Here is a 22577-nt window from a genome sequence, read left to right as displayed (position 1 = left end):
GGGACCGGGTCGGTGCCGGGCTCCCCCGGTCCGCTCTTGCGGGCGGGCGCAGGATGGGCGGCGATGAACGCCGCCGCCGTCGCCCCGTCCGCCGACAACCCGCTGCTGGAGCCGTCGCCGCTACCGCTGCAGCTGCCGCCCTTCGCGGAGGTCACCCTCGAGCACTGCCGCGAGGCGGTGCTGGCCGGGATGGCCGAGCAGCGCGCCCAGGTGACCGGCATCGTCGGGTCGCCCGAGCCACCGACGTTCGAGAACACCGTCGTCGCCCTGGAGCGGTCCGGCCGGCTGTACCGCCGCGCCGGCGCGGTGTTCCACAACCTCGCCTCGTCGGTCGCCACCGACCGGCTGCGGGAGGTCGAGCGGGAGCTGGCCCCGCTCGAGTCGGCACACGCGGACGCGCTCCGCCTCGACCCGGCCCTGTTCGGGCGCATCGACGCCGTCCACGCGCAGCGGCACGACAGCGGCCTGGATGCCGAGGCCGTCCGGCTGGTGGAGCGATACCACCTGGACTTCGTGCTCGCCGGCGCGCGCCTCGACGAGGCCGGCCGGGCCCGGCTGACCGAGCTGAACCGGGAGCTGTCGGAGCTGTCGACGACGTTCGGGCAGCACCTGCAGCTGGCCACCGAGGCCGCCGCCGTCGTCGTCCCCGACGCCGCGGAGCTCGACGGGCTCGGGGCCGAGGAGGTCGCCGCAGCGGCCCGCGCCGCCGCCGACCGCGGGGTCCCCGGGTTCCTCATCCCGCTGCTGCTGCCCACCGGCCAGCCGGTCCTGACCAAGCTGCGCAACCGCGACCTGCGCCGCCGGGTCTTCGAGGCGTCGGTGACCCGGGCGTCGGGCGGCGAGCACGACAACGGACCGGTCGCCGTCCGCATCGCCCGCGTGCGCGCCGAGCGGGCCCGGCTGCTCGGCTTCGACACCCACGCCGACCTGGTGCTGGCCGACCAGACCGCGCGCAGCACCGAGGCGGTCGACGCGATGCTCGCCCGGATGGTGGGGCCGTCGATGGCCAACGCGCAAGCCGAGGCCGCCGCGCTGGCCGAGGTCGCCGCCGCCGACGGCGTGACGGAGCTGGCGCCCTGGGACTGGGCGTTCTACAGCGAGCGGGTGCGCGCCGAGCGGTACTCGGTCGACACCACGGCGCTGCGGCCGTGGTTCGAGCTGGACCGGGTGCTCGTCGACGGCGTCTTCGCCGCCGCCGAGCGGCTCTACGGCTACCGGTTCACGCCGCGGCCCGACCTCGCCGGCTACCACCCCGACGTCCGGGTCTGGGAGGTCACCGACGCAGCGGGCGAGACGGTCGGCCTCTACCTCGGCGACTTCTACGCCCGCGAGGGCAAGCGCGGCGGAGCCTGGATGAGCTCGTTCGTCACCCAGTCGCGGCTGCTGGACACCCGGCCGGTCGTCGTCAACAACCTCAACGTGACCCGTGGCGCCGACGGGCAGCCCACCCTGCTGACCCTCGACGAGGTCAACACGCTGTTCCACGAGTTCGGCCACACGCTGCACGGCCTGAGCTCCGCCGTCACCTACCCGCGCTTCTCCGGCACCAGCGTGCCCCGCGACTTCGTCGAGTTCCCGAGCCAGGTCAACGAGGTGTGGGCGCTGTGGCCGGAGGTCCTGGCCGGCTACGCCCGGCACGTCGAGACCGGCGAGCCGCTGCCGGCCAGCGTCGTCGAGGCGATCGAGGCCGCGCAGCTGTGGGGCGAGGGCTTCGCGACGCTGGAGTACCTGGCGGCCACGCTGCTGGACCAGGCATGGCACCGGATCACGCCGGAGACGGAGGTCGGGGACCCGCAGGAGTTCGAGCGGGCCGCGCTCGAGGCGGCCGGCGTCGCCCACCACCTGGTGCCGCCGCGCTACCGGACGACGTACTTCCAGCACGTCTTCGCCGGGGGGTACGCGGCCGGCTACTACTCCTACATCTGGTCGGAGGTGCTGGACGCCGACACCGTGGAGTGGTTCAAGGAGAACGGCGGACTGCGGCGGGAGAACGGCGAGGTCTTCCGGTCGCGGCTGCTGGCCGTCGGCGGGTCGGTCGACCCGCTGGAGGCCTTCCGCGCCGTCCGCGGCCGGGACGCCGATCCCACCCCGCTGCTGCGCCGCCGCGGGTTGCTGCCCAGTACGCCGTGACCATCGGCGGGTGGCTGCCCGAGGGGCCGAGCGCGGCAGCCACCCGCCGATGGTCACCGAGGCGGAGGAGGGCTCACAACCAGGGGAGACCGAGGACGACGTCGAGGTCGTCGGGGGCGTCGCCCTCGCGGACCAGCCGGTTGGGCTGGCGGTGGCCGCACGCCGTGCAGCGGTGGACCACCTGCCAGCCCTTGCCCGACTTCTCCACCAGGCCGATCGGCTCCATCGGCGCCCGGCACCCGCTCGCCCGGTCGCCGGGGAGGTCGTCGACGTGCAGCGACCACAGGCACACCGGGCAGTGGTTGCGGTAGTGCCCGTCGGTGTTCGCCGGCACCGCCGACCCGCAGTGGACGCAGGCGAACCCGGTGTTCTCCGCCCGCCGGGAGCGCGCGGGAGGGGTCACCGGTCCTCCTCGCCGGCGCTCGTCGGCAGGGTGCCCCTGGGTGCTGCGTTCCTGCGTGACCTCGCGAGCCCGGTCACGGGGACCCCCCTGTCAGGGGACGAAGGGCTCGACGGCGACGACGTCGACGGTGATGTCGCGGCCGTTGGGCGCCTGGTAGGTGACGGTCGTCCCGGGCTCCGCACCGAGGATGGCCGAGCCGAGCGCCGACTCGGGGGAGTAGACCTGCAGACCCGTCGTCCCGGCGATCTCGCGCGAGCCGAGGAGGAACTTCTCGGTGTCGTCGTCGCCCTGGAAGCGGATGGTGATCACGGTGCCGGTGGCGGCGTGCGTCGCCGTCGTGGGCGCGTCGCCGACGCGGGCCTTCCGCAGCAGGTCCTCCAGCTGGCGGATGCGGGCCTCCTGCCTGCCCTGCTCGTCCTTGGCGGCGTGGTAACCGCCGTTCTCGCGGAGGTCGCCCTCCTCGCGGCGGGCGTTGATCTCGGCGGCCATGGCCGGGCGGCCCGCCACCAGCTGGTCGAGCTCGGCCCTGAGCCGGTCGTGGGCCTCCTGGGTCAGCCAGACGCCCTGGTTCTGCTCGTCAGTGGGGGTGGACACGGCAGTGCTCCTGAAATGTCGGTGGCCGCCCCCCGTCCGGGGAACGGCCGCGTTCAGAACGGTCAACGTAACACCGTCGGCCGGGGTCGGTGTTCCGCCCGCGCCCTGGCCTCCGGGATGCGGAACGGTAACGGATCGCAGAGTGACGAGCGCCACGAACACCCGATCGAGGGCCCTGGCGGCGGCGGCACCCGGTGCAGCCGGTGGATGATGGGCCGGTGACCGAAGCAGACCCGTTGCGCCTGCTCGCCGTGCACGCCCACCCCGACGACGAGTCGAGCAAGGGCGCCGCGACCATGGCCAAGTACGTCGCGGAGGGTGTCCGCGTCATGGTGGCGACCTGCACCGGGGGTGAGCGCGGCTCGGTGCTCAACCCGGCGCTGGACCGGCCCGACGTCTGGGAGCGCCTGCCCGAGATCCGCCGGGAGGAGATGGCCCGCGCCCGCGAGGTCCTCGGCGTCGAGCAGGAGTTCCTCGGGTTCGTGGACTCCGGCCTGCCGGAGGGCGATCCGCTGCCGCCGCTGCCCGAGGGCTGCTTCGCGCTGGTGCCGACGGAGGAGGCGGCCGCGCCGCTGGTCGAGCTGATCCGCAGGTTCAAGCCGCACGTGATCACCACCTACGACGAGCGCGGCGGCTACCCGCACCCGGACCACATCAAGACCCACGAGGTCTCGGTGCACGCCTTCGACGCCGCCGGCGACCCCGACCGCTACCCCGAGCTGGGGGAACCGTGGCAGCCGCTCAAGCTCTACTACCAGATGGGCTTCACGCTGCCGCGGACCCGGGCGCTGCACGAGGCGATCCTCGCCTCGGGCAAGGAGTCGCCCTACGCCGAGTGGCTGGAGAACTGGGACCCCGAGCGGGACATGTCGCACCGGGTCACCACGAAGGTGCCGTGCGCCGAGTACTTCGCCGTCCGGGACGCCGCGCTGATCGCGCACGCCACCCAGATCGACCCGAACGGCCGCTGGTTCGCCTGCCCGCTGGAGGTCCAGCAGCGGATCTGGCCGACCGAGGACTACGAGCTGGCCCGGTCGGTCGTCGACTCGCCGGTCCCCGAGGACGACCTGTTCGCCGGGGTCCGCAGCGAGGTGGTCGTCCGATGACCGGGCTCGTGGTCCTGGCGGCCGAGCAGCAGCTGCCGGAGGACGTCGGCAAGGCCGGCCCCATCGGCGCGCTGCTGACCGTGCTGCTCTTCGTCGCCATCCTGCTGCTGGTGCGGTCGATGACCACGCACCTCAAGCGGGTGCCGCGCAGCTTCGACCCCGGGGACGACGGGCCGCAGGTGGTCGTCCCCGACACCCCGGCCGAGCTGGTCGACCCGCGACCCGAGCCGGGGCAGGAGCTGCTGGACACGCTGCGGCGGGCACCCCGGGCGATCGAGGGCCCACGCCGGGACGACGGTCGGCCGGACGCCTCGGGGGGCTGACCGGCCGACCGCCGCCGGTCCGGGCTACCAGCGGTGGGCGACGTCGATCACCAGCCGAGGGGTGTCGTCGGAGTCCGGGGTGCCGGCGACGCTGAAGACGCGGAACGGGAGCCGGGCGCGGACGCCGAGGGCCAGCGTGCTCGCGCCCTCGAAGGAGCCGGCCCAGGCCACCTGCCGGAAGGTGGTGTACCCGCTGACGTCCACGAGCTCCTGCGGGTCGGCCGGCTGGAACGTCGGCCGTCCCTCCTCGTCGTACGCCGGTGCGCGCACGAAGACCTCGAGGTCCGCGGCGCCGCGGACGGGAACCGGCTCGCCGGAGCCGTCCTGCAGCACGACCGGCACGTACCGGACCGAGTAGGAGCCGAAGGTGGTGTCCTCCCCACCCACGTCGACGACGAGCCGGTCGAAGCAGGCGTGCCGCCCCGCGCGGACGTCGTACAGCCGCTCCCGGTCGCCGGCGTCCGCCGTCTTCGCCTGTGAGCCCCAGGTGATCCCGCAGTAGGGACTCGCCCCCGCCGCAGCGGGCGTGACCACCCCCAGCGCGGTGAGGACGGAGCAGGCGAGGACGAGGAACCGGGTGCGGTTCATGGCGGGCCTCCTGTGGACGGTGCCGACGGCAGGATCCGCCCATCGGGCACCGCGCCGCCACGGGTGTCGACATGTCGACCCGACGAACCGTTCGGTCTCCCACCGGCAGAGTTCGCCAAGGGACCCCGGCGCGCCGCCCCTCGTCCGACGTCGAACCGTGCTATGGGCCCGTCCGGGTGACCCCGTCGTCACGGCGGGGTCGTGGAGGCTCGCGCCAGGGCAGGATCGCGGGATGGCCCAGCGGCGGCACGACCCCGAGCAGCGCATCCCCCCGCCGGGGTTCGGACGGGTCGGCACCCGCGTGCTCGAGCTCGCCGAGAACGTCGTCTACGCCGGCATCGCGCTGCTCCTCGTCCTGGCCGCGCTGGCCCTGCTGGTGCTGGCCGGGCGGACGGCGTGGTCGCTGACCGGTGACCTGTCGCAGGCGCCGATGGTCGAACTGCTCGACGTGCTGCTGCTGGTGTTCATCGTCGTGGAACTGCTCTTCGCCGTCCGGACCACGGTGGAGAAGCGCGAGCTGGTCGCCGAGCCGTTCCTGGTCATCGGGGTGATCGCCTCGATCAAGGAGATCGTCGTGCTGTCGGTCGAGGCCGCGGGCGTCGTCGGCGAGGGTGCGGGGTTCCGCGACCGGATCACCGAGATCGCCGTCCTCGGTGTGCTCGTGCTGCTGCTCGGTGCCACCTCCTGGCTGCTGCGCCGCAAGGAGCGCGAGCCCGACGAGGGCGAGGGTGGCGAGCAGGGGCCGGCGCGCGAGCGGGACGCGGAGGCCCGCGCGTAGCGCCGGGGCTCCGCCGATCGTCCGCCGGGTGCGCGGGCGCCCGGCTGGTGGAGGCGTCGTCCGTTCGGGCGACCGCCGTCCCTCAGGCGGCCGGATCACCGCGCTGAGCTGGCAAGGTGCCGGTGAGGACGACCGGCGGGGGCTCGGTGCGCGACCTGTCGACGTCGACGGCAGTCACGGGAGGGGCGATGCGGGACCTGCGGCCGATCGACCGGGGACGATCGGAGTCGAGACCAGTGCGAGCTGGGGCAGCGGTGTGCCTGCTGGCCCCGGAGGACATCAGCCCCCGTGTCGAGGCCGCCTGGCGCGACCTGGCCGAGCGGGCTGCCGAGCCCAACCCGTGCAACGAGCCCGACATGCTCCTGCCGGCGATGCGCCACCTGCCGGAGGGTCGACGCGCGCGGCTCCTCGTGGTCGCCGACGGGGACCGGCTCGACGCCGTCCTGCCCGTGCTCGCCGTCCGGCGCTGGCGCCACCGCGTGCCGGTGCCGGCGCTGGTGTCCTGGGCGCACGACTTCCAGGTGCTGGGGACGCCGCTGGTCGACGCCGACCGCGCGACCCGGTCCTTCTGCGCGCTCCTGCAGGCCCCGTGGCGGGTGCGGCAGGGGGCGGTGCTGCTCGAGGTCGAGGACCTCGGCGACGGAGGCCCCGTCGCCGCGGCGCTGGACGAGGCGGCGGCGTCCCTGGGCATCGACGTCCGGCGGCGGGACGGCTACGAGCGGGCCGTGCTGGCGCGCACGGAGGACGGCGCCCTCGTCGGGGACGACCGTCGCGAGCGGCGGCGGCGCGCGCGGCGCGGGCTGGAGCGGCAGGCCGGCCCGGTGGGCTCGGTCGACCGGTCGGCCGACCCGGAGGCCGTGGAGCTCTTCCTGCGGATGGAGGCCTCCGGGTGGAAGGGGAGAGCCGGCACCGCCATGGCCTGCGATCCGGCGACGGCGGCCTTCTTCCGCGAGGTGTGCCGCCGGTTCGGTGCGGCCGGTCGCCTCGAGCTGCGGTCCCTGGACGTACCCGACGGCCCGGTGGCGATGGAGATGGCGGTCCACGCCGGAGCTGGGGCGTTCCACCTCAAGACCGCGCACGACGAGCGGTACCGCGCCCACGTGCCGGGGATCCTCGCGATGGTCGACTACGCCGACCGCTTTGCCGCTGAGTCGATCGCGTTCCGGGACGTCTGCACCGGGGGGCCGACCGAGATGGAGGCGCGGGTCTGGCCGGGTCGGCGCGCCCTGTCCACCGTGGTGGCGCCCTTCGCCTCGCCGGTGAGCAGGGGGCTGGTCGCCGCGGTGGCCTCGGCCCAGGAGCGCCGCGCCAGGCAGGCCTGACGCGGACGCGAGGTCCCTGTTCGCCGGCCCGCTCCCGCGGGAACGGAAGCCGCATGCCCAACCGGCTCGCTACCGCCACCAGCCCGTACCTGCTCCAGCACGCGGAGAACCCGGTCGACTGGTGGGAGTGGGGCGAGGAGGCCTTCGCCGAGGCCCGCCGCCGGGACGTGCCCGTCCTGCTCAGCGTCGGCTACGCCGCCTGCCACTGGTGCCACGTGATGGCGCACGAGTCCTTCGAGGACGAGCCGACGGCGGCGCAGATGAACGCCGACTTCGTCTGCGTGAAGGTCGACCGCGAGGAGCGGCCTGACGTCGACAGCGTCTACATGGCCGCCACCCAGGCGCTGACCGGACACGGGGGCTGGCCGATGACCGTCTTCGCCACGCCCGACGGCCGGCCGTTCTACTGCGGCACCTACTTCCCGCCCCGGCCCGCGCACGGCATGCCGTCGTTCCGGCAGCTGCTCGCCGCCGTCTCCGACGCCTGGCGGTCGCGGCGCGAGGACCTGGAGACGGCCGGCACGCGCATCGCCGAGGGCATCTCCTCCCGGCTGGAACTCGGGCCGCCGGCCCCGCTCGCGGCCGAGGTGCTCGACCGCGCCGTTCCCGCACTGGCCGGGGAGTACGACGAGCGGTGGGGTGGGTTCGGGGGCGCCCCGAAGTTCCCGCCGTCCATGGTGCTGGAGTTCCTGCTCCGCTCCGCCGCCCGCACCGGCGACGACCGGGCGCTGCGGATGGCCCGCGGCACGCTCGGGGCGATGGCGCGCGGCGGCATCCACGACCAGCTCGCCGGCGGCTTCGCGCGCTACTCCGTCGACGCGCGGTGGGTGGTGCCGCACTTCGAGAAGATGCTCTACGACAACGCGCTGCTGCTGCGGGTGTACCTGCACCTGTGGCGCGCCACCGGGGACGAGTGGGCCCGCCGGGTGGCCGACGCCACCGCTGCCTTCCTGGTCCACGACCTCGGCACGCCCGAGGGCGGCTTCGCCTCCGCGCTGGACGCCGACACCGAGGGCGTCGAGGGGCTGACCTACGTCTGGACGCCTGCGGAGCTGGTCGAGGTGCTCGGTGAGGACGACGGCCGGTGGGCCGCCGCGGTCTTCGAGGTGACCGACGCCGGCACCTTCGAGCACGGCACCTCGACGCTGCAGCTGCTCCGCGACCCCGACGACCCCGCCCGCCTGGCGTCGGTGCGGGAACGGCTGGGCGCGGCGCGGGCGCGACGCCCGCAGCCGGCGCGGGACGACAAGGTGGTGACCGCCTGGAACGGGTTGGCGATCGCCGCGCTGGCCGAGCACAGCGTCCTGACCGGGTCGCCGTCCTCGGTCGACGCGGCGCGGCGGGCGGCGGAGCTGCTCGCCGACGTGCACTGGGTGGACGGCCGGCTGCGCCGGGCGTCGCGGAACGGCGTCGCCGGTGCCCCTGCGGGGGTGCTCGAGGACTACGGCGACCTGGCCGAGGGGCTGCTCGCGCTGCACCAGGCCACCGGGGAGGGGCGCTGGCTGGAGCTGGCCGGCGACCTGCTGGACGTCGTCGCCGGGCAGTTCGTGGACGCCGACGGCTGGCACGACACCGCCGCCGACGCCGAGGCGCTCGTGCACCGGCCCTTCGACCCCGCGGACGGTCCGACGCCGTCCGGCATCGCCGCGGTGGCCGGTGCCGCCGTCACCTATGCCGCGCTGGCCGGCGCGCCGCGGCACCGGGAGCTCGGCGAGGCGGCCGTCGGCTCGCTGGCCCGGCTGGCCGAGCGCGCGCCGCAGGCGGTCGGCTGGGCGATGGCGGTCGGGGAGGCGCTGCTGGCCGGCCCGCTCGAGGTCGCGGTCAGCGGACCGGCCGGGCCGGAGCGCGACGCCCTCGCGGCCGCCGCCCGCGCCTCGACCAGCCCGGGTGCCGTGGTGGTGGTCGGCGAGCCGGACGCTCCCGGGGTCCCGCTGCTGGCCGGCCGGCCGCTGGTCGGTGGCCGGCCCGCTGCCTACGTGTGCCGGGGCTTCGTCTGCTCGGCCCCGGTCACCGACGTGTCCGCTCTCGGCAGAGCGCTCACCCCTTCCTGAAAGCCGGCCGCCGGCATTACCGTGTAAGCGTGTAATCACCTGATACGGGAGGCCGTCGTGCACGGACACCACCACCGTTTCTCCTCCGAGAACCCCTTCGCCGGCATGCGCGGCGGGTTCCGCGGCCCACGCGGTCGCGGTCCCGGCGGCCGGGGCCGGGGCCCGGACGCGCCACCCCCGGTGGAGCGGGCCGAGGTCGCCGGCTGGTTCGCCGGGCGGCTGCCCGACGACTGGTTCACCGGGCCGGTCGAGCTGACCGTCGACCGCGACGAGATCACCGTCGTCGGCACCCTGGCCGAGCCGGAGGCCGGCGAGGGCGACCCCGCGGCCGCGCGGGCCGGGCGGATCGCCCGTTTCCGCGAGGAGACCCGCGAGCAGCGCATGGCCGTGGCCGACGCCGCGCAGGCCCGCTACGGCCGCTCGGTCGCCTGGGGCGCGGCCTGCGGCGACGCCCGGGAGGTCTTCACCAACCTGTCGGTGCCGGTGATGACCCGGCTGCGCCAGCCCGAGCGGCTGGTGCTCGACACGCTCGTGGACGCCGGGGTCGCCCGGTCCCGGTCCGAGGCGCTGGCCTGGGCGGTCCGGCTGGTCGCGCAGCACACCGACGACTGGCTCGGCGAGCTGCGGGCGGCGATGGCCTCGATCGAGGAGGTCCGGGCCCGCGGCCCGCACGTCGACTGAGCCCTGCCAGGCTGCCCGGGTGCCCTCGCCGACGGAGTTGCTCGCCGCCACCTACCGGTCCCTGTCCGAGCAGGTCGCGGACCTGCGGCCGGAGGAGGCCTGGCAGCCGTCCGGGTGCGCCGGGTGGGCGGTGCTGGACCTGACCCTGCACCTGGTCGACGACGCCCGCCGGGGCCTGGTCGCGCTGGCCACCCCGGCGGACGGGCCGGCCACCAGCGACGCGGTCGCCTACTGGCGGGCCTGGCAGCCGACCGCGGCGCAGGACGAGGACGTCGCCTGGCGCACCCGCGTCCGCGCCAGCGTCGCGGGTGGGCTCACGGAGCTGTCCGCGGTGCACGCGGAGCTCGTCGCCGCCGTGACCGTGCTCGCCGAGCGGATCGCGTCCGACGACCTGGTCGGCACCCAGGGGCACGTCCTGCGCGCCGGCGACCTGCTGTCCACGCTGGCCGTGGAGGCCGCGGTGCACCACCTGGACCTGGTGGCGCACCTGGATCGGCCGGGCCCGGCACCCGAGGCCCTGGCCGAGGTGCGGCGGGTGCTCGAGGGCCTGCTCGGCGGCCCGCTGCCGGCCGGGTGGGACGACGCGACGGCGGCCCGGCGCGGCACCGGCCGGGCCCCGCTGGACGACGCCGACCGCGCCGCCCTGGGGTCGTCGGCGGAGCGCTTCCCGCTGTTCGGCTGAGAGAGGACCCCCCTGCCCCCGCCACTCGCAGGCTCGCGGCGGGACCCTGCAGGGGGGCCACCCCGGCGTCACGGGTCAGGGACACTGGAGGCGTGCCAGCCAGCGCCGCCGTCCCGACCGACACCGACGTCCTCGTGGTGGGGGCCGGCCCGGCGGGCGCGGCGGCCGCCGGCTGGGCCGCCCGGGCCGGGCACGACGTCGTCCTCGCCGACGCGGCCGTCTTCCCCCGCGACAAGGCCTGCGGCGACGGGCTGACCCCCCGCGCGATCGCCGAGCTGGACCGGCTGGGTCTGGGCGACTGGGCGCGCTCGCGGACCCGCAACCGCGGCCTGCGCGCCGCCGGCTTCGGCCGGACGTGGGAGCTGCCCTGGCCCGGCGGCGCGTTCCCCGACCACGGCAGCGCGGTGCCGCGCACCGAGCTCGACGCCCGGATCCGCGACGTCGCGCTGACCGGCGGTGCCGTTCCACTGGAGGGCGCGCGGGCCGTCGACGTCGAGCGGGACGGCGACCGGGTGACCGGCGTCGTGTTCGAGACGGCGGAGGACGAGACCGTCACCGTCGGCTGCCGGCGGCTGGTCGTGGCCGACGGCGTCCGCTCACCGCTGGGCCGGGTGCTCGGCCGCGAGTGGCACCGCGACACCGCCTACGGCGTCGCAGCGCGCGGCTACGTGCGCTCCGGGCGGGCGGACGACGAGTGGATCTCCTCGCACCTGGAGCTGCGCGGCGCCGAGGGGGAGCTGCTCTCCGGCTACGGCTGGGTGTTCCCCCTGGGGGCGGAGGCCGGGCAGGTGAACATCGGCGTCGGCACGCTGGCCACCGCCCGCCGTCCGGCCGGGGTGCAGCTGAAGGCGCTGATCGAGGTCTACGCCGACGCCCGCCGCGAGGACTGGCGGCTCGACGGGCCGGTGGAGGCGCCGGCGTCGGCCCTGCTGCCCATGGGCGGGGCGGTCTCCGGCGTGGCCGGTCGCAACTGGGCGCTCGTCGGCGACGCGGCCGGGTGCGTCAACCCGCTCAACGGCGAGGGCATCGACTACGGCCTGGAGACCGGCCGCACCGTGCAGGAGCTCTTCGGCGAGGACGACTGGACCCACGCCTGGCCGGCCACCCTGCGCCGGCACTACGGGGAGGCGTTCTCCATCGCCCGCCGGCTGGCCGGGCTGCTCACCGTCCCGCGCTTCCTGCCCGCGGCCGGCCCGGTGGGCATGCGGTCGCGGTCCCTGATGACCGTCGCACTGCGGGTGATGGGCAACCTGGTCACCGACGAGGACCGCGACCTCGTCGCCCGCACCTGGCGCACCGCCGGCCGGCTGTCCAACCGGGTGGACGAGCGCAGGCCCTTCAGCTGAGGCGCCCGGCCCTCCTGCAGGGTCCCGCCGGCCCCGTCACGGTTCCCGCCCCGGGCCGCGCAGGGTGGGGAGACGGGGTCCTCCACGGTGACGCGGACGGGGTCCTCCGTCAGACGAACGGGCTGGAGTACATCGCGAAGTAGACGGCGATGTAGTGGCAGATGGCGGCGACGACGGTCATCGCGTGGAAGACCTCGTGGTAGCCGAAGACGCCGGGCCAGGGATTCGGCTTCTTGATCGCGTACGCCACCCCGCCGAGCGTGTAGAGCACCCCGCCGACGGCCAGCAGCACCAGTGAGGTCACGCCGGCGATGTGCAGGATGTCGGTGAGGATGAAGACGGCGACCCAGCCCAGCCCGATGTAGAGGGGCACGCCGACCCACCGCGGCGCGGTGGGCCAGGTGAGTTTGAGCGAGACGCCGGCCAGCGCACCGGCCCAGACGCCGGCGAGCACCCAGTAGCCGGTCGGTTGGTCGACCGCCAGCAGGGCGAAGGGGGTGTACGTCCCCGCGATGAACAGGAAGATCATCGAGTGGTCGAGCCGCTTCATGACCTTCCAGCCGCGCGGTGACCAGCGCCGCCGGTGGTACAGCGCGCTGACCCCGAACAGGCCGCAGATGGTCGCGCAGTAGACGGTGACCGACCACCCGGCGCGGGCGCCGAGCACCGACCCCAGCGGGATGAGCACGGCGCCGGCGACGATCGCGCCGAAGAACGAGAACAGGTGCAGCCAGCCGCGCATCCGCGGCCGGGTGTCGGGGTGGTCCCAGTCGCGGTCGCCGAAGTCCTCGGCGGTCCAGGCCCGCTCGACCTGCTCGCCCTCCTGGAGGACGGCGGCCACCGCCGGGCCGGGAGGCGCTTGGATCTGGGCGCCGTCGGCCTCCACGCGGACGGTCCCGCCCTCGTTGTCGGGGACGCTCATGAGCCGAGGTTACGCACGCGTAGGGAGGGCGGCGACGGGACCGGGGTGTGACGTCCCCGGCCCCCTGCGGACCTTCGTGCAGGTGGGGGCGGGGTGCGCGCGACCTCGCGGAGTGGGCCTAGTGTGACCCACCGTGGGGATGCGGCAGTGGGCTCGCGACGTCCTCACCCAGGTGTACGAACGCCGGCTCGCCCAGGCGCTGGAGGGCGCAGCGATCCCGCGGCACGTCGGGGTGATCGTCGACGGCAACCGGCGGTGGGCGCGGGCGATCGGGCTGGAGGACCCCAACGCCGGTCACCGCCGGGGCGCGGACAAGATCGCCGGGTTCCTCGGGTGGTGCGACGAGGCCGGCGTCGAGGTCGTCACGCTCTTCCTGCTCTCCACCGACAACCTGTCCCGCCCGGAGCCCGAGCTGCTCCCGCTGCTGCGGATCATCGAGGGCGTCGCCGAGGACCTCGCGGCCCCGGACCGGCGGTGGCAGCTGCGCCCCGTGGGTGCCCTCGAGCTGCTGCCGGCCGAGACGGTCGCCGTCCTCAAGCAGGCCGCCGAGGACACCCGCGACCGGCCGGGCGCGACGGTCAACCTCGCCGTCGGCTACGGCGGGCGACGGGAGATCGCCGACGCCGTCCGCTCACTGCTGGCCGAGCACGCCGCACGGGGGACGACGCTGGACGAGCTGGTGGGCGTCCTGGACGCCGAGCACATCGCCGAGCACCTCTACACGCGCGGCCAGCCCGACCCCGACCTGGTCATCCGCACCAGCGGGGAGCAGCGGCTGTCGGGTTTCCTGCTCTGGCAGACCGCGCACTCGGAGTTCCACTTCACCGACGTCTACTGGCCCGACTTCCGCCGCGTCGACTTCCTGCGGGCGTTGCGCGCCTACGCCGCCCGGCACCGTCGCTTCGGCGGCTGAGAAACTGCTGGTCATGGCCCGCTCGCTCGACGTCCCCCTGGAGTACGTGCGGCTCGGGCTGCGCTTCGACCGGCTGGAGTCCGGCTTCGTCGACGCCTACACCGGCGACCGGCGGGTGCGGGCCGCGGTGGAGGACGAGCCGGCGCCCACCCCGCAGGGGCTGCGCGACCAGGCCCGCGCGCTGCTCGGCGAGCTGGGTGCCGCCGACCTGCCCGCCGATCGCGCGGGGTTCCTCCGCGGTCAGCTGACCGGGCTGGAGTGCAGCGCCCGGAAGATGGCCGGCGAGCCGGTGCCCTTCCTCGAGGAGGTGCGCAGCTACTTCCAGGTCGACCTCGCCGTCGGCGACCCGGCCGCCTACGCCGCCGCGCACGCCGAGCTCGACGGCCTGCTGCCCGGCAGCGGACCGCTGGCCGACCGCTACGCCGCGCACCGGCGGCGCGAGGAGTGCCCGCCCGCGCGGCTGGCCGAGGCGGTGCACGTCCTGTCCAGCGCGCTGCGCGACCGGGTGCGCGCCGACTACGGGCTGCCCGAGGTCGAGACGGTGCGCTACGAGGTCGTCACCGACAAGCCGTGGTCGGGCTTCAACTACTACGAGGGCGACTACCGGTCCCGCGTGGCCGTCAACGCCGACCTGCCGCACCGGCTGGGCCAGCTGCCGCACCTGGTGGCCCACGAGGCCTACCCGGGGCACCACACCGAGCATTGCCGCAAGGAGCTCGGACTGGTCGAGCGCGGTGCCCGGCTCGAGCACACCGTCTTCCTGGTCAACACCCCGGAGTGCCTGATGGCCGAGGGGCTGGCCGACCTCGGCGTCCAGGCCGCGATCGGGACCGGCTGGGGGCCGTGGGCGGCGGAGGTGCTCGGTGACCTGGGGCTGCACTTCGACGGGCACCTCGCCGAGCGGGTCGCGGCGGCGGCCGCGCCGCTGAACCGGGTGCGCCAGGACGCCGCCGTCCTGCTGCACGACCGCGGCGCCGGCGCCGACGAGGTGGCCGCCTACATCCAGCGCTGGTCGCTGGTCAGCGCCGACCGGGCCCGCCAGCAGCTGCGCTTCCTCACCCACCCGCTGTGGCGGGCCTACACCACCACCTACGTCGAGGGCTTCGACCTGCTCTCGCGGTGGCTGGACGCCCGTCCGGCCGAGCAGCCGGTCGCCGACCGCTTCGTCCGGCTGCTCGACGAGCCCCTCACCCCGGCCGCCGTCGCCGGCGAGCTGCGGGCCGGGTGAGCAGGCGGGTGGGATGGCGTGGCGGGAGGTGACATGGCGCGGCACACCCCGGAGGAGGCCCGGGACCTGGGCCTGTGGACGGCGGGGTGGCTGGCGGTGCTGCTGGTCGGCGGGTTGTGGTGGCTCGGCGACCTGAGACTGCAGTGGCCGGTCCTGCTGGTGCCGCTGGTCTGGGTGCTGGTCGCCGTCCGGCCACGCCGTCCTCGCTGAGACGGGTGGGGCCACTGGTGCCCCGAAGGAGGGACACGCCACCTCTTCGACGTGTTCCTGTCACCTCGCGGGCCTAACGTCCGCGGTGGAGGGCGAGCTCACCTCGCCGTCCACGGGAGGCCCGGTTGGTGCTGACGATCTCGTCGACCTGGGGGGCCGGCGCCCGGCTCCTCAGCCGGGGCCCGGCCACCTTCGAGCCGGGGCGCGCGCCGCGCCCCAACGGGAGTCGACCGTGACCACTCGCCGCACGTACGTCCTCGACACCTCCGTCCTGCTCTCCGACCCCGGTGCGCTGCTGCGCATGGGCGCCCACGACGTGGTCCTCCCGCTCGTCGTGATCGGGGAGCTCGAGGACAAGCGCAACCACCCGGAGCTGGGCTGGTTCGCCCGGCAGGCGCTGCGGCTGCTCGACGACCTGCGGGTCCAGCACGGCCGGCTCGACGCCCCGGTCCCGGTCGGCGACGACGGCGGCACGCTGCACGTCGAGCTGAACCACAGCGACCCTGCGGTGCTGCCGGCCGGTTTCCGCAACGACAGCAACGACAGCCGGATCATGGTGGTCGCGCTCAACCTGCGCGCCGAGGGCCACGACGTCTGCCTGATCACCAAGGACGTGCCGCTGCGGGTGAAGGCCGCGGCGGTGGGCCTGGACACCGACGACTACCGGGCGCTGGACGCCGTCGACGCCGGCTGGACCGGGATGGCCGAGCTCTCGCTCGACGACGCCGAGCTCGGGTCCCTCTACGAGCACGGCGAGGTGTACGCGCCGGCCGCCGCCGAGCTGCCCCCGCACACCGGCCTGGTGCTGCTCTCCTCGCGCGGGTCGGCGCTGGGGCGGGTCACGCCGGACAAACACGTGCGGCTGGTGCGCGGCGACCGCGAGGCCTTCGGGCTGCACGGCCGCTCCGCGGAGCAGCGGATCGCGCTGGACCTGCTGCTCGACCCGGAGATCGGCATCGTGTCGCTGGGCGGGCGGGCCGGCACGGGGAAGTCGGCGCTGGCGCTGTGCGCGGGGCTGGAGTCGGTGATGGAGCGGCGGGCGCACTCCAAGGTCGTCGTCTTCCGGCCGCTCTACGCCGTCGGCGGCCAGGAGCTCGGGTACCTGCCGGGCAGCGAGGGCGAGAAGATGTCGCCCTGGGCGCAGGCGGTCTACGACACCCTCGGTGCGCTGGTCTCCAAGGACGTGCTGGACGAGGTCGCCTCCCGCGACCTCATCGAGGTGCTGCCCCTGACCCACATCCGCGGGCGGTCGCTGCACGACTCCTTCGTCATCGTCGACGAGGCGCAGTCGCTGGAGCGCGGGGTGCTGCTGACCGTGCTGTCGCGGCTGGGCTCCGGCTCGCGCGTCGTCCTCACCCACGACGTGGCCCAGCGGGACAACCTGCGCGTCGGCCGGCACGACGGCATCGCAGCGGTGGTCGAGCAGCTCAAGGGGCACCCGCTCTTCGCCCACGTGACGCTGACCCGCTCGGAGCGCTCGCCGATCGCCGCGCTGGTCACCGAGATGCTGGAGGACCTCCCGCGCTGACCGACCCGCTCCTGCGGCACTGCCGGCGTTGTTCGTGCACTGCGGGTCCTGCAGGACCGGCACAGCGCGAGCAACGCCGGCAGATGGGGTCAGCCGGACCGACGGCGGCCGCGGACGAGGGCGCGACTCACCCGGTCGCCGACCACCGTGCCGGGCACGAGGTCCGACCACGTCCAGCGCACCACGCCCCAGTCCTCGTCGCGGATGGCGTCCTCACGACGCTTCTCCTCGAAGAGGACGTCCGCGGGGACCTGACCGGGGCGCCGCGCGCGGCCGTACTTGACGCGGCCGTCGAACTCACCGACCACCCGCTCCTCCTCCCAGGCGAAGTCTGCGCGACCGAGGAAGAGCCCGGAAGCGGAGTGGATGGTCCGCTGCAGCGCGGACGGTGCCAGGCCGAGGCCATGGAGGAGGACGCGACTGCGGCTCTCGCCGACGCTCTCGCTGCGTCCGTCGGCGAAGGTCACCGCCCGGGCGGCCGCACGGCTCCCGGGTGTCCCGGCCAGTTCCTGCACCCGGCTCTCGAGGACCGGCCTCGCCAGGAGCCCGCGGTGCAGCGCAGCATCCAGCGCGGCCACGGCCGGCTCCAGCGGCAGCGACCGGGCCAGGTCGAGCGCCGTCCGCACCGGGTCGGTGACCAGCAGCCCCTCGACCGTCGTCACCTCGTGGTCGGCCAACCGGGCCACGTGGGTGCGGAGACAGCGACCCGCCTCACTGGAGGCCGGCGGCCGGCGGGTGACGTGCACGCGGTCGAGCCGTACGCCCCACAGCGGGAGGCCGTGGAGGACGGCGGCCGACTGGTGGCTCACGACCGCGGGACGGCGGAGTGAGGCGAGGGTGGCGCGGACGAGCAGGTGGTGGCGCACCTCGTCGGTCACCAGGTCGGCACCGGCGACGTACGCGCCCCGACGGAGTCTCGTGAGGGCGCCGTCGCGCACGTGCCGAGAGAGCTCGTCGTCGGTCCACCCCCCGGTGACGGCCAGCCGACGGAGGACGAGGCGGTCGGGTTCCACGTCCCCACCGTGGTCCGGTCGTGCAGTCCCGGGGAGCGCCGGACGGGATCCGTGGACGGCGGAGCACCTGTGGACAGCGCCCTGCCGGGGTTCCTCGTGGGTTGCGGATCCCGCAGAACCGGCGATGCACGAGGAACCCCGGCAGGGGGTCCGGGGGCGAGGGCGACGAGCGACCGGCGGTCAGGGTGCCGCGGGGCCGGGGTCCTCGTCGGCGGGGGAGCCGGCCGGTGGGCGCGGCGTGCCGGCCCAGCGCAGCAGCGCCACCACGGCCCAACCCGCCGCCAGGCACCACGGCAGCCGGGTGACGACGTCGTGCGTGCCCAGGTCGCCGCGCAGGCCCAGGGCGAGCAGCGGCAGGGCGAGCAGGAACGACACCGCGAGCACGTCCCAGCGCAGCGGGCTCATGCCCCCGAGCTCTCCAGCCGCTCGCACAGCAGCGAGGCCCAGCGGTGGGCGGTCGCCCGGGCGCCGTCGAGGAGAGCCACGGGCGTGGAGGTGCGGCCGAGCACCGCGGCCGGGTCGGCCGTGAGGTCGGTGTCCTGGACCATGAGCGCGTCCACGCGGGGCAGCGCGTCCAGCCACGGGCCGACGTCCTCGGGCTTGCGGGTGGCCTCCACGACCGCCCACACGCCGACGGGCGCGAAGACCGCGACCATCTGCTCCAGCCAGGCGCCGCCACCGGAACGCAGCGGGACGTCGACGGCCACGATGGTCAGCGCGCTCGACCGGTCGGCCTCCTGCTTGCGCTCGAGGGCCGTGTCGATGCTGGTGATCCGGTTGTCGCGCGGAGCCAGCGCGGCCAGGTCGCCGCGGGAGGCCCACTGCAGCTGCTCGCCGTCCAGTCGCAGCGAGGCGGCCAGCGAGCGGGCGGCGGCGAGGGTCTCGACGCCGGGCCCGACGACCAGCAGCACGTCGCCCGCCCCGGACGGCAGGGCCGGCGCGGCCGGCAGACCGGCGGCCAGCGCGCGGGTCAGCGCGGCGTAGGCCCCGCGCCGGGCGACCTCGACGGCGAAGTCCCCGCCGAGCAGCCGCTCGGGCACACCGAGCTCCAGCAACCGGGAGATGAGGGCGTCCTCGGCCGCGCCGGGCAGCGGACCGGTGGCGCCGCCGGACGTCGACCGCCCGCGCACCGACGGCACGACCATCGGGGCAGAGCGGCGCCAGGCGGCGGCGCGCTTGTCCACGGGCAGCCGGGTCACGGTCGCCAGCGGGGCCTCTGCGGCCGGCGGCGCCACGCGGGCGACCGACTGCCCCGGTGCACGACCGATCGCCGGCGGCACCGGCGGCCGGCCCAGCAGCGGCGGCACGGCCAGCGCGGTGCCCGGCGCAGGCGGGGGCAGCAGCGACAGCGGCGGCAGGATCGTGGTGGCGTCGGCGGGCAGCGGAGCCGGGTCGCTGGCGGTCGGCGCCAGGACGTCGGCCTCCACCTCCCACTCGTCGGCCTCGGCGGTCGCGTCCACCCACACCGGGATCTCGGCGGTGTGCGCCTCGGCGGAGACCTCGCCCCACGCGTCATCGGTGCGGGCGGCCTCGTGCTCGTCCGGCGAGGAGCCGGCCAGCACGCCGCGCAGCAGCTGGGTCAGCGCCACGTCGGACGTGTCGTGCGCCAGCGCAGCGCGCAGCACCTCGGCGATCGCCTCCTCCCGGGAGGTGATCGGCCCGGTGGCGAAGTCCGGCTCGGGCACCCACTCGGGCACCGCGAGGGGCTCCGGCTCGACGACCGGCGCCGGCGGGACGACCGCGGGGCCCGCAGCCGGAACGGGTGCCGCAGCGGCGGTGAGCGGCGGGACGGCGGCCGGCTGCGGAGCAGGAGCCGGCGTGGGAGCCGAGCCCCAGAGGATGTCCAGCCCGGCGTCCAGGTCGTCGTCGGAGGGGGTGTCAGGGCCGACGGCCACCGCGGGCGTCGCGGCCGCGACGGGCGCCGGGGCGGGCTCCGGCGCAGCCGCGGCGGCAACGGGAGCCGGCGCCGGCGCAGCAGCCGGGGCCGGGGCCGGGGCGGGCTTCGGCGCAGCGGCGGCGGCAACGGGAGCCGGAGCGGGCGCGGGAGGAGCGGCCGGAGCGAGGGCGGCAGCCGGAGCAGCGGGAACGGCAGTCGCGACGGCGGCGATCGCCTCGTCCACGGCCTCCCGCACGTCGACGTCGCGGGCCACCATCTGGGCGAGCGCGGCGGTGAACGGCGACGGCGGCAGCGCGGCGTCCACCACGGGAGCCACCGGAGCGGGAGCCGGGGCCGGGGCCGGGGCCGGAGCGGGAGCCGCGGCCGGGGCGCTGCGGAAGCCCCTCGCCGCAGCCGGACGGGCGGCGCGCGGCGCGGAGGTCCGCGAGTACAGCCCCACGGCGGGCTGGCCGGCGTCGCCGCCGAGCAGGTCGGCCACCTCGTCGACCGGGTCGGGCAGCACCGGGTCGCGGCGCAGCGCGGCCTCGATGCGGGCCAGCGACTCGGCCTTCGACGCCGGGCGGCGCTCGACGACGGGCGGCGGGCCGACCTCCTCGACCTCGGCGACGAAGCGCTCGGTGGTGAAGAAGCCCATCACCCCGCCCGTGCGGACGCGGCGGATGCCGACGATCCGGACGGACGAGCCGTACTTCTCCCGCGCGGCGGCGATGGCGCCCTCGCGGGACACGGCCTCAACGGACGGCAACGGCACCGTTCACCACTCCCAGTGACTCGATCTGGGCCGTGCGGGAGACCTCCGTGTAGGAGATCACCGGCAGGCGGGGCAGGACCTGACGCATCAGGCGGGACAGCGCGGCCCGCACCTGCGGCGAGCACACCAGCACGGGGGACAGGCCCAGGCGCTCGGCGTCGCTCAGCAGGCCGGAGCACCCGTTGACCAGGGCGTCGACCGTGCCGGCGTCCAGGGCGAGGACCTGACCGGCCTCGCTCTGCCGCACGGCCTCGAGCAGGCGCTGCTCGAACGACGGGTCGAGGGTCATGACGTGCAGCCGCTCGTCGGGCGTGACGTACGGGTGGCTGATCGCCGCCCCGAGCGCCGTCCGGGCGGCCTCGACGAGGCCGTCGACGTCGCTGGACACCTTCGCCCGGACCGAGAGCGCCTCGAAGATGCGCACCAGGTCGCGGATGGAGACGTTCTCGGCGAGCAGCCCGTGCAGCACCCGCTGGATCTCGCCCAGCGTGAGCAGCGTCGGGGTGAGCTCCTCGACGACGATCGGGTGGGTCCGCTTGACCATCTCGACCAGCAGCCGCACGTCCTCCCGGCCGAGCAGGTCGGCGGCGTTCTGCCGGACGACCTCGGCCAGGTGCGTGGTGATGACCGACGAGCGGTCGACGACGGTGGCGCCGGCCATCTCGGCCTGCCGCTGCAGCTCGACCGGCACCCACTTGGCGGGCAGGCCGAACACCGGCTCGCGGGTGGCCCGGCCGGGCAGCCCGTCGAGCATGTCGCCGATCGCCAGGACGGTGCCGGCCGGCGAGGTGCCCTTGGCCGCGGGGACGCCGTTGAGCCAGATGACGTACTGCGAGGCGGGCAGGTCCAGGTTGTCGCGGGTGCGCACCAGCGGGATGACCAGGCCGGTCTCCATGGCGACCTTCCGGCGCAGCGCCTTCACGCGGTCGAGCAGGTCGCCGCCGCGGGAGGCGTCCACCAGGTCGACCAGGTCGAAGGCCACCTCGAGCTCCAGCGGGTCGACGCGCATCTTGTCGGCGATCGCCTCGGGGGAGTCGGGCTGGGGCTCGTCGTCCGCGGTGGCCTGTGGGTCGGCGTCCTCGTCGACGTCCGGGGTCTCCTGCATGCGCGCCGCCATCAGCAGGAAGAGCCCGCCGATGACCAGGAACGGCAGCTTGGGCAGGCCGGGGATCAGGCACAGCGCCAGGGCGGCGCCGCCGGCGATCCGCACCGGCTGCTTGAAGCGGCCGAGCTGGGCGAGAAGGTCGCTGCCCATGTCTGCGTCGGAGGCCGAGCGGGTGACGATGATGCCGGTCGCGGTGGAGAGCAGCAGCGCGGGGATCTGGGAGACCAGGCCGTCGCCGACGGTCAGCAGCGAGTAGGTGGAGACGGCGTCGCCGGGCGCCATGCCCAGCTGCACGACGCCGATCGCCATCCCGCCGATGAGGTTGATCAGCGTGATGATGATGGCGGCGATGGCGTCGCCCTTGACGAACTTCGAGGCGCCGTCCATCGAGCCGTAGAAGTCGGCCTCGGCGGTGACCTCGGTGCGCCGCCTGCGGGCCTGCTTCTCGTTGATCAGCCCGGCGTTGAGGTCGGCGTCGATGGCCATCTGCTTGCCGGGCATCGCGTCGAGGGTGAAGCGGGCGCCGACCTCGGCGACGCGGCCGGCACCGTTGGTGATGACGACGAACTGGATGATCGTGAGGATCACGAAGATCACCAGACCGACGACCAGCGAGCCGCCGATCACGAAGTGCCCGAAGGCCTCGATGACCTTGCCGGCGTAGCCGTCGGTGAGCACCAGTCGCGTCGAGGAGACGTTGAGCGCCAGCCGGAACAGCGTCGCGATCAGGATCAGCGACGGGAAGACGGCGAAGTCCAGCGGCCGCTTGATCTGCATGGCGACCAGCAGGATCAGCAGCGACGCGGTGATGTTCAGGCCCAGCAGCAGGTCCAGCACCGCGGCGGGCAGCGGCACGACCAGCATGAGGACGATGGCCACCACGCCGATCGGGACGGCGGCCTTCGAGATTCCTCGCACGGACGACTCATCGGCAGCACGCCCACGCCGGGGCACCGCCGTCCGCCCCACCCGTCACGCCCGCCGCAGCCGCCCCGCCGGCCCCTAC

At 75.3% G+C, this 22577-nt stretch carries 21 protein-coding genes; 13 read left to right on the top strand and 8 right to left on the bottom strand.

What is annotated here, in order from left to right:
* The first annotated feature begins 63 nt into the window (after positions 1–63).
* Positions 64–2130, top strand: a complete 2067-nt coding sequence (locus BMW27_RS22125) for a M3 family metallopeptidase (protein WP_091448516.1) — start codon at positions 64–66, stop codon at positions 2128–2130.
* A gap of 73 nt (positions 2131–2203) precedes the next feature.
* On the opposite strand, the gene BMW27_RS22120 is transcribed toward BMW27_RS22125, so the two are convergent.
* Positions 2204–2533 carry an RNHCP domain-containing protein gene (locus BMW27_RS22120; protein ID WP_091448513.1) on the bottom strand — a complete coding sequence of 110 codons (330 nt, stop codon included), beginning with the start codon at positions 2531–2533 and terminating at the stop codon, positions 2204–2206.
* Positions 2534–2623: 90 nt separating this feature from the next.
* On the bottom strand, positions 2624–3127 hold the full coding sequence (gene greA, locus BMW27_RS22115; RefSeq protein WP_091448511.1) for a transcription elongation factor GreA: 504 nt from the start codon (positions 3125–3127) through the stop codon (positions 2624–2626).
* Positions 3128–3345: 218 nt separating this feature from the next.
* Between greA and mca the strand changes: the two genes are divergently transcribed.
* Together mca and BMW27_RS22105 are read left to right on the top strand one after the other, a co-directional pair.
* Positions 3346–4233: a mycothiol conjugate amidase Mca gene (gene mca / locus BMW27_RS22110; RefSeq protein ID WP_091448509.1), complete on the top strand. Its 888-nt coding sequence runs from the start codon at positions 3346–3348 to the stop codon at positions 4231–4233.
* Positions 4230–4556, top strand: a complete 327-nt coding sequence (locus BMW27_RS22105; protein WP_091448507.1) for a hypothetical protein — start codon at positions 4230–4232, stop codon at positions 4554–4556. The genes mca and BMW27_RS22105 overlap by 4 nt, the downstream gene beginning before the upstream one ends.
* Positions 4557–4580: 24 nt before the next feature.
* Here BMW27_RS22105 and BMW27_RS22100 read toward each other — a convergent pair whose 3' ends face one another.
* The gene (locus BMW27_RS22100) at positions 4581–5144 is read right to left on the bottom strand and encodes an AMIN-like domain-containing (lipo)protein (RefSeq protein WP_091448505.1); all 564 of its coding nucleotides are present in this window, start codon (positions 5142–5144) and stop codon (positions 4581–4583) included.
* Positions 5145–5376: 232 nt separating this feature from the next.
* On the opposite strand from BMW27_RS22100, the gene BMW27_RS22095 reads away from it, so the two are divergent.
* The 6 genes from BMW27_RS22095 (at position 5377) to BMW27_RS22070 (ending at position 12004) form a co-directional block, all read left to right on the top strand.
* Positions 5377–5922, top strand: coding sequence for a phosphate-starvation-inducible PsiE family protein (locus BMW27_RS22095; protein ID WP_091448503.1), 546 nt, complete (start codon positions 5377–5379; stop codon positions 5920–5922).
* Positions 5923–6158: 236 nt separating this feature from the next.
* Complete coding sequence (locus tag BMW27_RS22090) at positions 6159–7244, top strand: GNAT family N-acetyltransferase (RefSeq protein ID WP_217638242.1); 1086 nt, start codon at positions 6159–6161, stop codon at positions 7242–7244.
* Between the two features lie 53 nt (positions 7245–7297).
* On the top strand, positions 7298–9295 hold the full coding sequence (locus BMW27_RS22085; protein WP_091448500.1) for a thioredoxin domain-containing protein: 1998 nt from the start codon (positions 7298–7300) through the stop codon (positions 9293–9295).
* A 57-nt stretch (positions 9296–9352) separates the two neighbouring features.
* Positions 9353–9976, top strand: coding sequence for a hypothetical protein (locus tag BMW27_RS22080; RefSeq protein ID WP_091448498.1), 624 nt, complete (start codon positions 9353–9355; stop codon positions 9974–9976).
* A 19-nt stretch (positions 9977–9995) separates the two neighbouring features.
* Positions 9996–10658 (top strand): maleylpyruvate isomerase N-terminal domain-containing protein, encoded by a 663-nt coding sequence (locus BMW27_RS22075; RefSeq protein ID WP_091448496.1) that lies wholly within the window; start codon positions 9996–9998, stop codon positions 10656–10658.
* A gap of 92 nt (positions 10659–10750) precedes the next feature.
* Complete coding sequence (locus BMW27_RS22070; protein WP_091448495.1) at positions 10751–12004, top strand: geranylgeranyl reductase family protein; 1254 nt, start codon at positions 10751–10753, stop codon at positions 12002–12004.
* 109 nt (positions 12005–12113) lie between these two features.
* On the opposite strand, the gene trhA is transcribed toward BMW27_RS22070, so the two are convergent.
* Positions 12114–12926 carry a PAQR family membrane homeostasis protein TrhA gene (gene trhA / locus BMW27_RS22065; RefSeq protein ID WP_175486622.1) on the bottom strand — a complete coding sequence of 271 codons (813 nt, stop codon included), beginning with the start codon at positions 12924–12926 and terminating at the stop codon, positions 12114–12116.
* 139 nt (positions 12927–13065) lie between these two features.
* Between trhA and BMW27_RS22060 the strand changes: the two genes are divergently transcribed.
* The 4 genes from BMW27_RS22060 to phoH2 all read left to right on the top strand — a co-directional run bounded on the left by BMW27_RS22060 (position 13066) and on the right by phoH2 (position 16805).
* A complete protein-coding gene (locus BMW27_RS22060) occupies positions 13066–13839 on the top strand; it encodes an isoprenyl transferase (protein ID WP_175486627.1) in 774 nt (257 codons plus the stop codon).
* A 13-nt stretch (positions 13840–13852) separates the two neighbouring features.
* Complete coding sequence (locus BMW27_RS22055; protein WP_091448491.1) at positions 13853–15067, top strand: DUF885 domain-containing protein; 1215 nt, start codon at positions 13853–13855, stop codon at positions 15065–15067.
* A 33-nt stretch (positions 15068–15100) separates the two neighbouring features.
* Entirely contained in the window at positions 15101–15277 is a 177-nt protein-coding gene (locus BMW27_RS23600; protein WP_175486621.1) for a hypothetical protein, read from the top strand.
* A 232-nt stretch (positions 15278–15509) separates the two neighbouring features.
* Entirely contained in the window at positions 15510–16805 is a 1296-nt protein-coding gene (gene phoH2, locus BMW27_RS22050) for an RNA 5'-3' helicase PhoH2 (protein WP_091448489.1), read from the top strand.
* Between the two features lie 89 nt (positions 16806–16894).
* On the opposite strand, the gene BMW27_RS22045 is transcribed toward phoH2, so the two are convergent.
* From BMW27_RS22045 to flhA, 4 genes are all read right to left on the bottom strand, one after another.
* Complete coding sequence (locus BMW27_RS22045; protein ID WP_091448487.1) at positions 16895–17818, bottom strand: type IV toxin-antitoxin system AbiEi family antitoxin domain-containing protein; 924 nt, start codon at positions 17816–17818, stop codon at positions 16895–16897.
* Between the two features lie 180 nt (positions 17819–17998).
* On the bottom strand, positions 17999–18223 hold the full coding sequence (locus tag BMW27_RS22040) for a hypothetical protein (RefSeq protein WP_091448485.1): 225 nt from the start codon (positions 18221–18223) through the stop codon (positions 17999–18001).
* Complete coding sequence (locus BMW27_RS22035) at positions 18220–20442, bottom strand: hypothetical protein (protein WP_091448482.1); 2223 nt, start codon at positions 20440–20442, stop codon at positions 18220–18222. Before BMW27_RS22035 ends, BMW27_RS22040 begins: the two co-directional genes overlap by 4 nt.
* A 4-nt stretch (positions 20443–20446) precedes the next feature.
* Complete coding sequence (flhA, locus tag BMW27_RS22030) at positions 20447–22489, bottom strand: flagellar biosynthesis protein FlhA (protein ID WP_091448480.1); 2043 nt, start codon at positions 22487–22489, stop codon at positions 20447–20449.
* Positions 22490–22577 lie beyond the last annotated feature (88 nt).

The organism is Geodermatophilus poikilotrophus (assembly GCF_900111455.1).
Lineage (GTDB): Bacteria > Actinomycetota > Actinomycetes > Mycobacteriales > Geodermatophilaceae > Geodermatophilus > Geodermatophilus poikilotrophus.
Note: the sequence above shows the minus strand (reverse complement) of the source record. Positions and strands in the feature narration are given on the sequence as shown.

Bases quoted from the DNA above. Each gene is read 5' to 3' on its own strand.
- BMW27_RS22105 (WP_091448507.1), top strand. From the start codon at position 4,230: ATGACCGGGCTCGTGGTCCTGGCGGCCGAGCAGCAGCTGCCGGAGGAC.
- BMW27_RS22040 (WP_091448485.1), bottom strand. From the start codon at position 18,223: ATGAGCCCGCTGCGCTGGGACGTGCTCGCGGTGTCGTTCCTGCTCGCC.
- BMW27_RS23600 (WP_175486621.1), top strand. From the start codon at position 15,101: ATGGCGCGGCACACCCCGGAGGAGGCCCGGGACCTGGGCCTGTGGACG.
- BMW27_RS22095 (WP_091448503.1), top strand. From the start codon at position 5,377: ATGGCCCAGCGGCGGCACGACCCCGAGCAGCGCATCCCCCCGCCGGGG.
- BMW27_RS22085 (WP_091448500.1), top strand. From the start codon at position 7,298: ATGCCCAACCGGCTCGCTACCGCCACCAGCCCGTACCTGCTCCAGCAC.
- BMW27_RS22100 (WP_091448505.1), bottom strand. From the start codon at position 5,144: ATGAACCGCACCCGGTTCCTCGTCCTCGCCTGCTCCGTCCTCACCGCG.
- BMW27_RS22060 (WP_175486627.1), top strand. From the start codon at position 13,066: ATGCGGCAGTGGGCTCGCGACGTCCTCACCCAGGTGTACGAACGCCGG.
- trhA (WP_175486622.1), bottom strand. From the start codon at position 12,926: ATGAGCGTCCCCGACAACGAGGGCGGGACCGTCCGCGTGGAGGCCGAC.
- BMW27_RS22125 (WP_091448516.1), top strand. From the start codon at position 64: ATGAACGCCGCCGCCGTCGCCCCGTCCGCCGACAACCCGCTGCTGGAG.
- BMW27_RS22055 (WP_091448491.1), top strand. From the start codon at position 13,853: ATGGCCCGCTCGCTCGACGTCCCCCTGGAGTACGTGCGGCTCGGGCTG.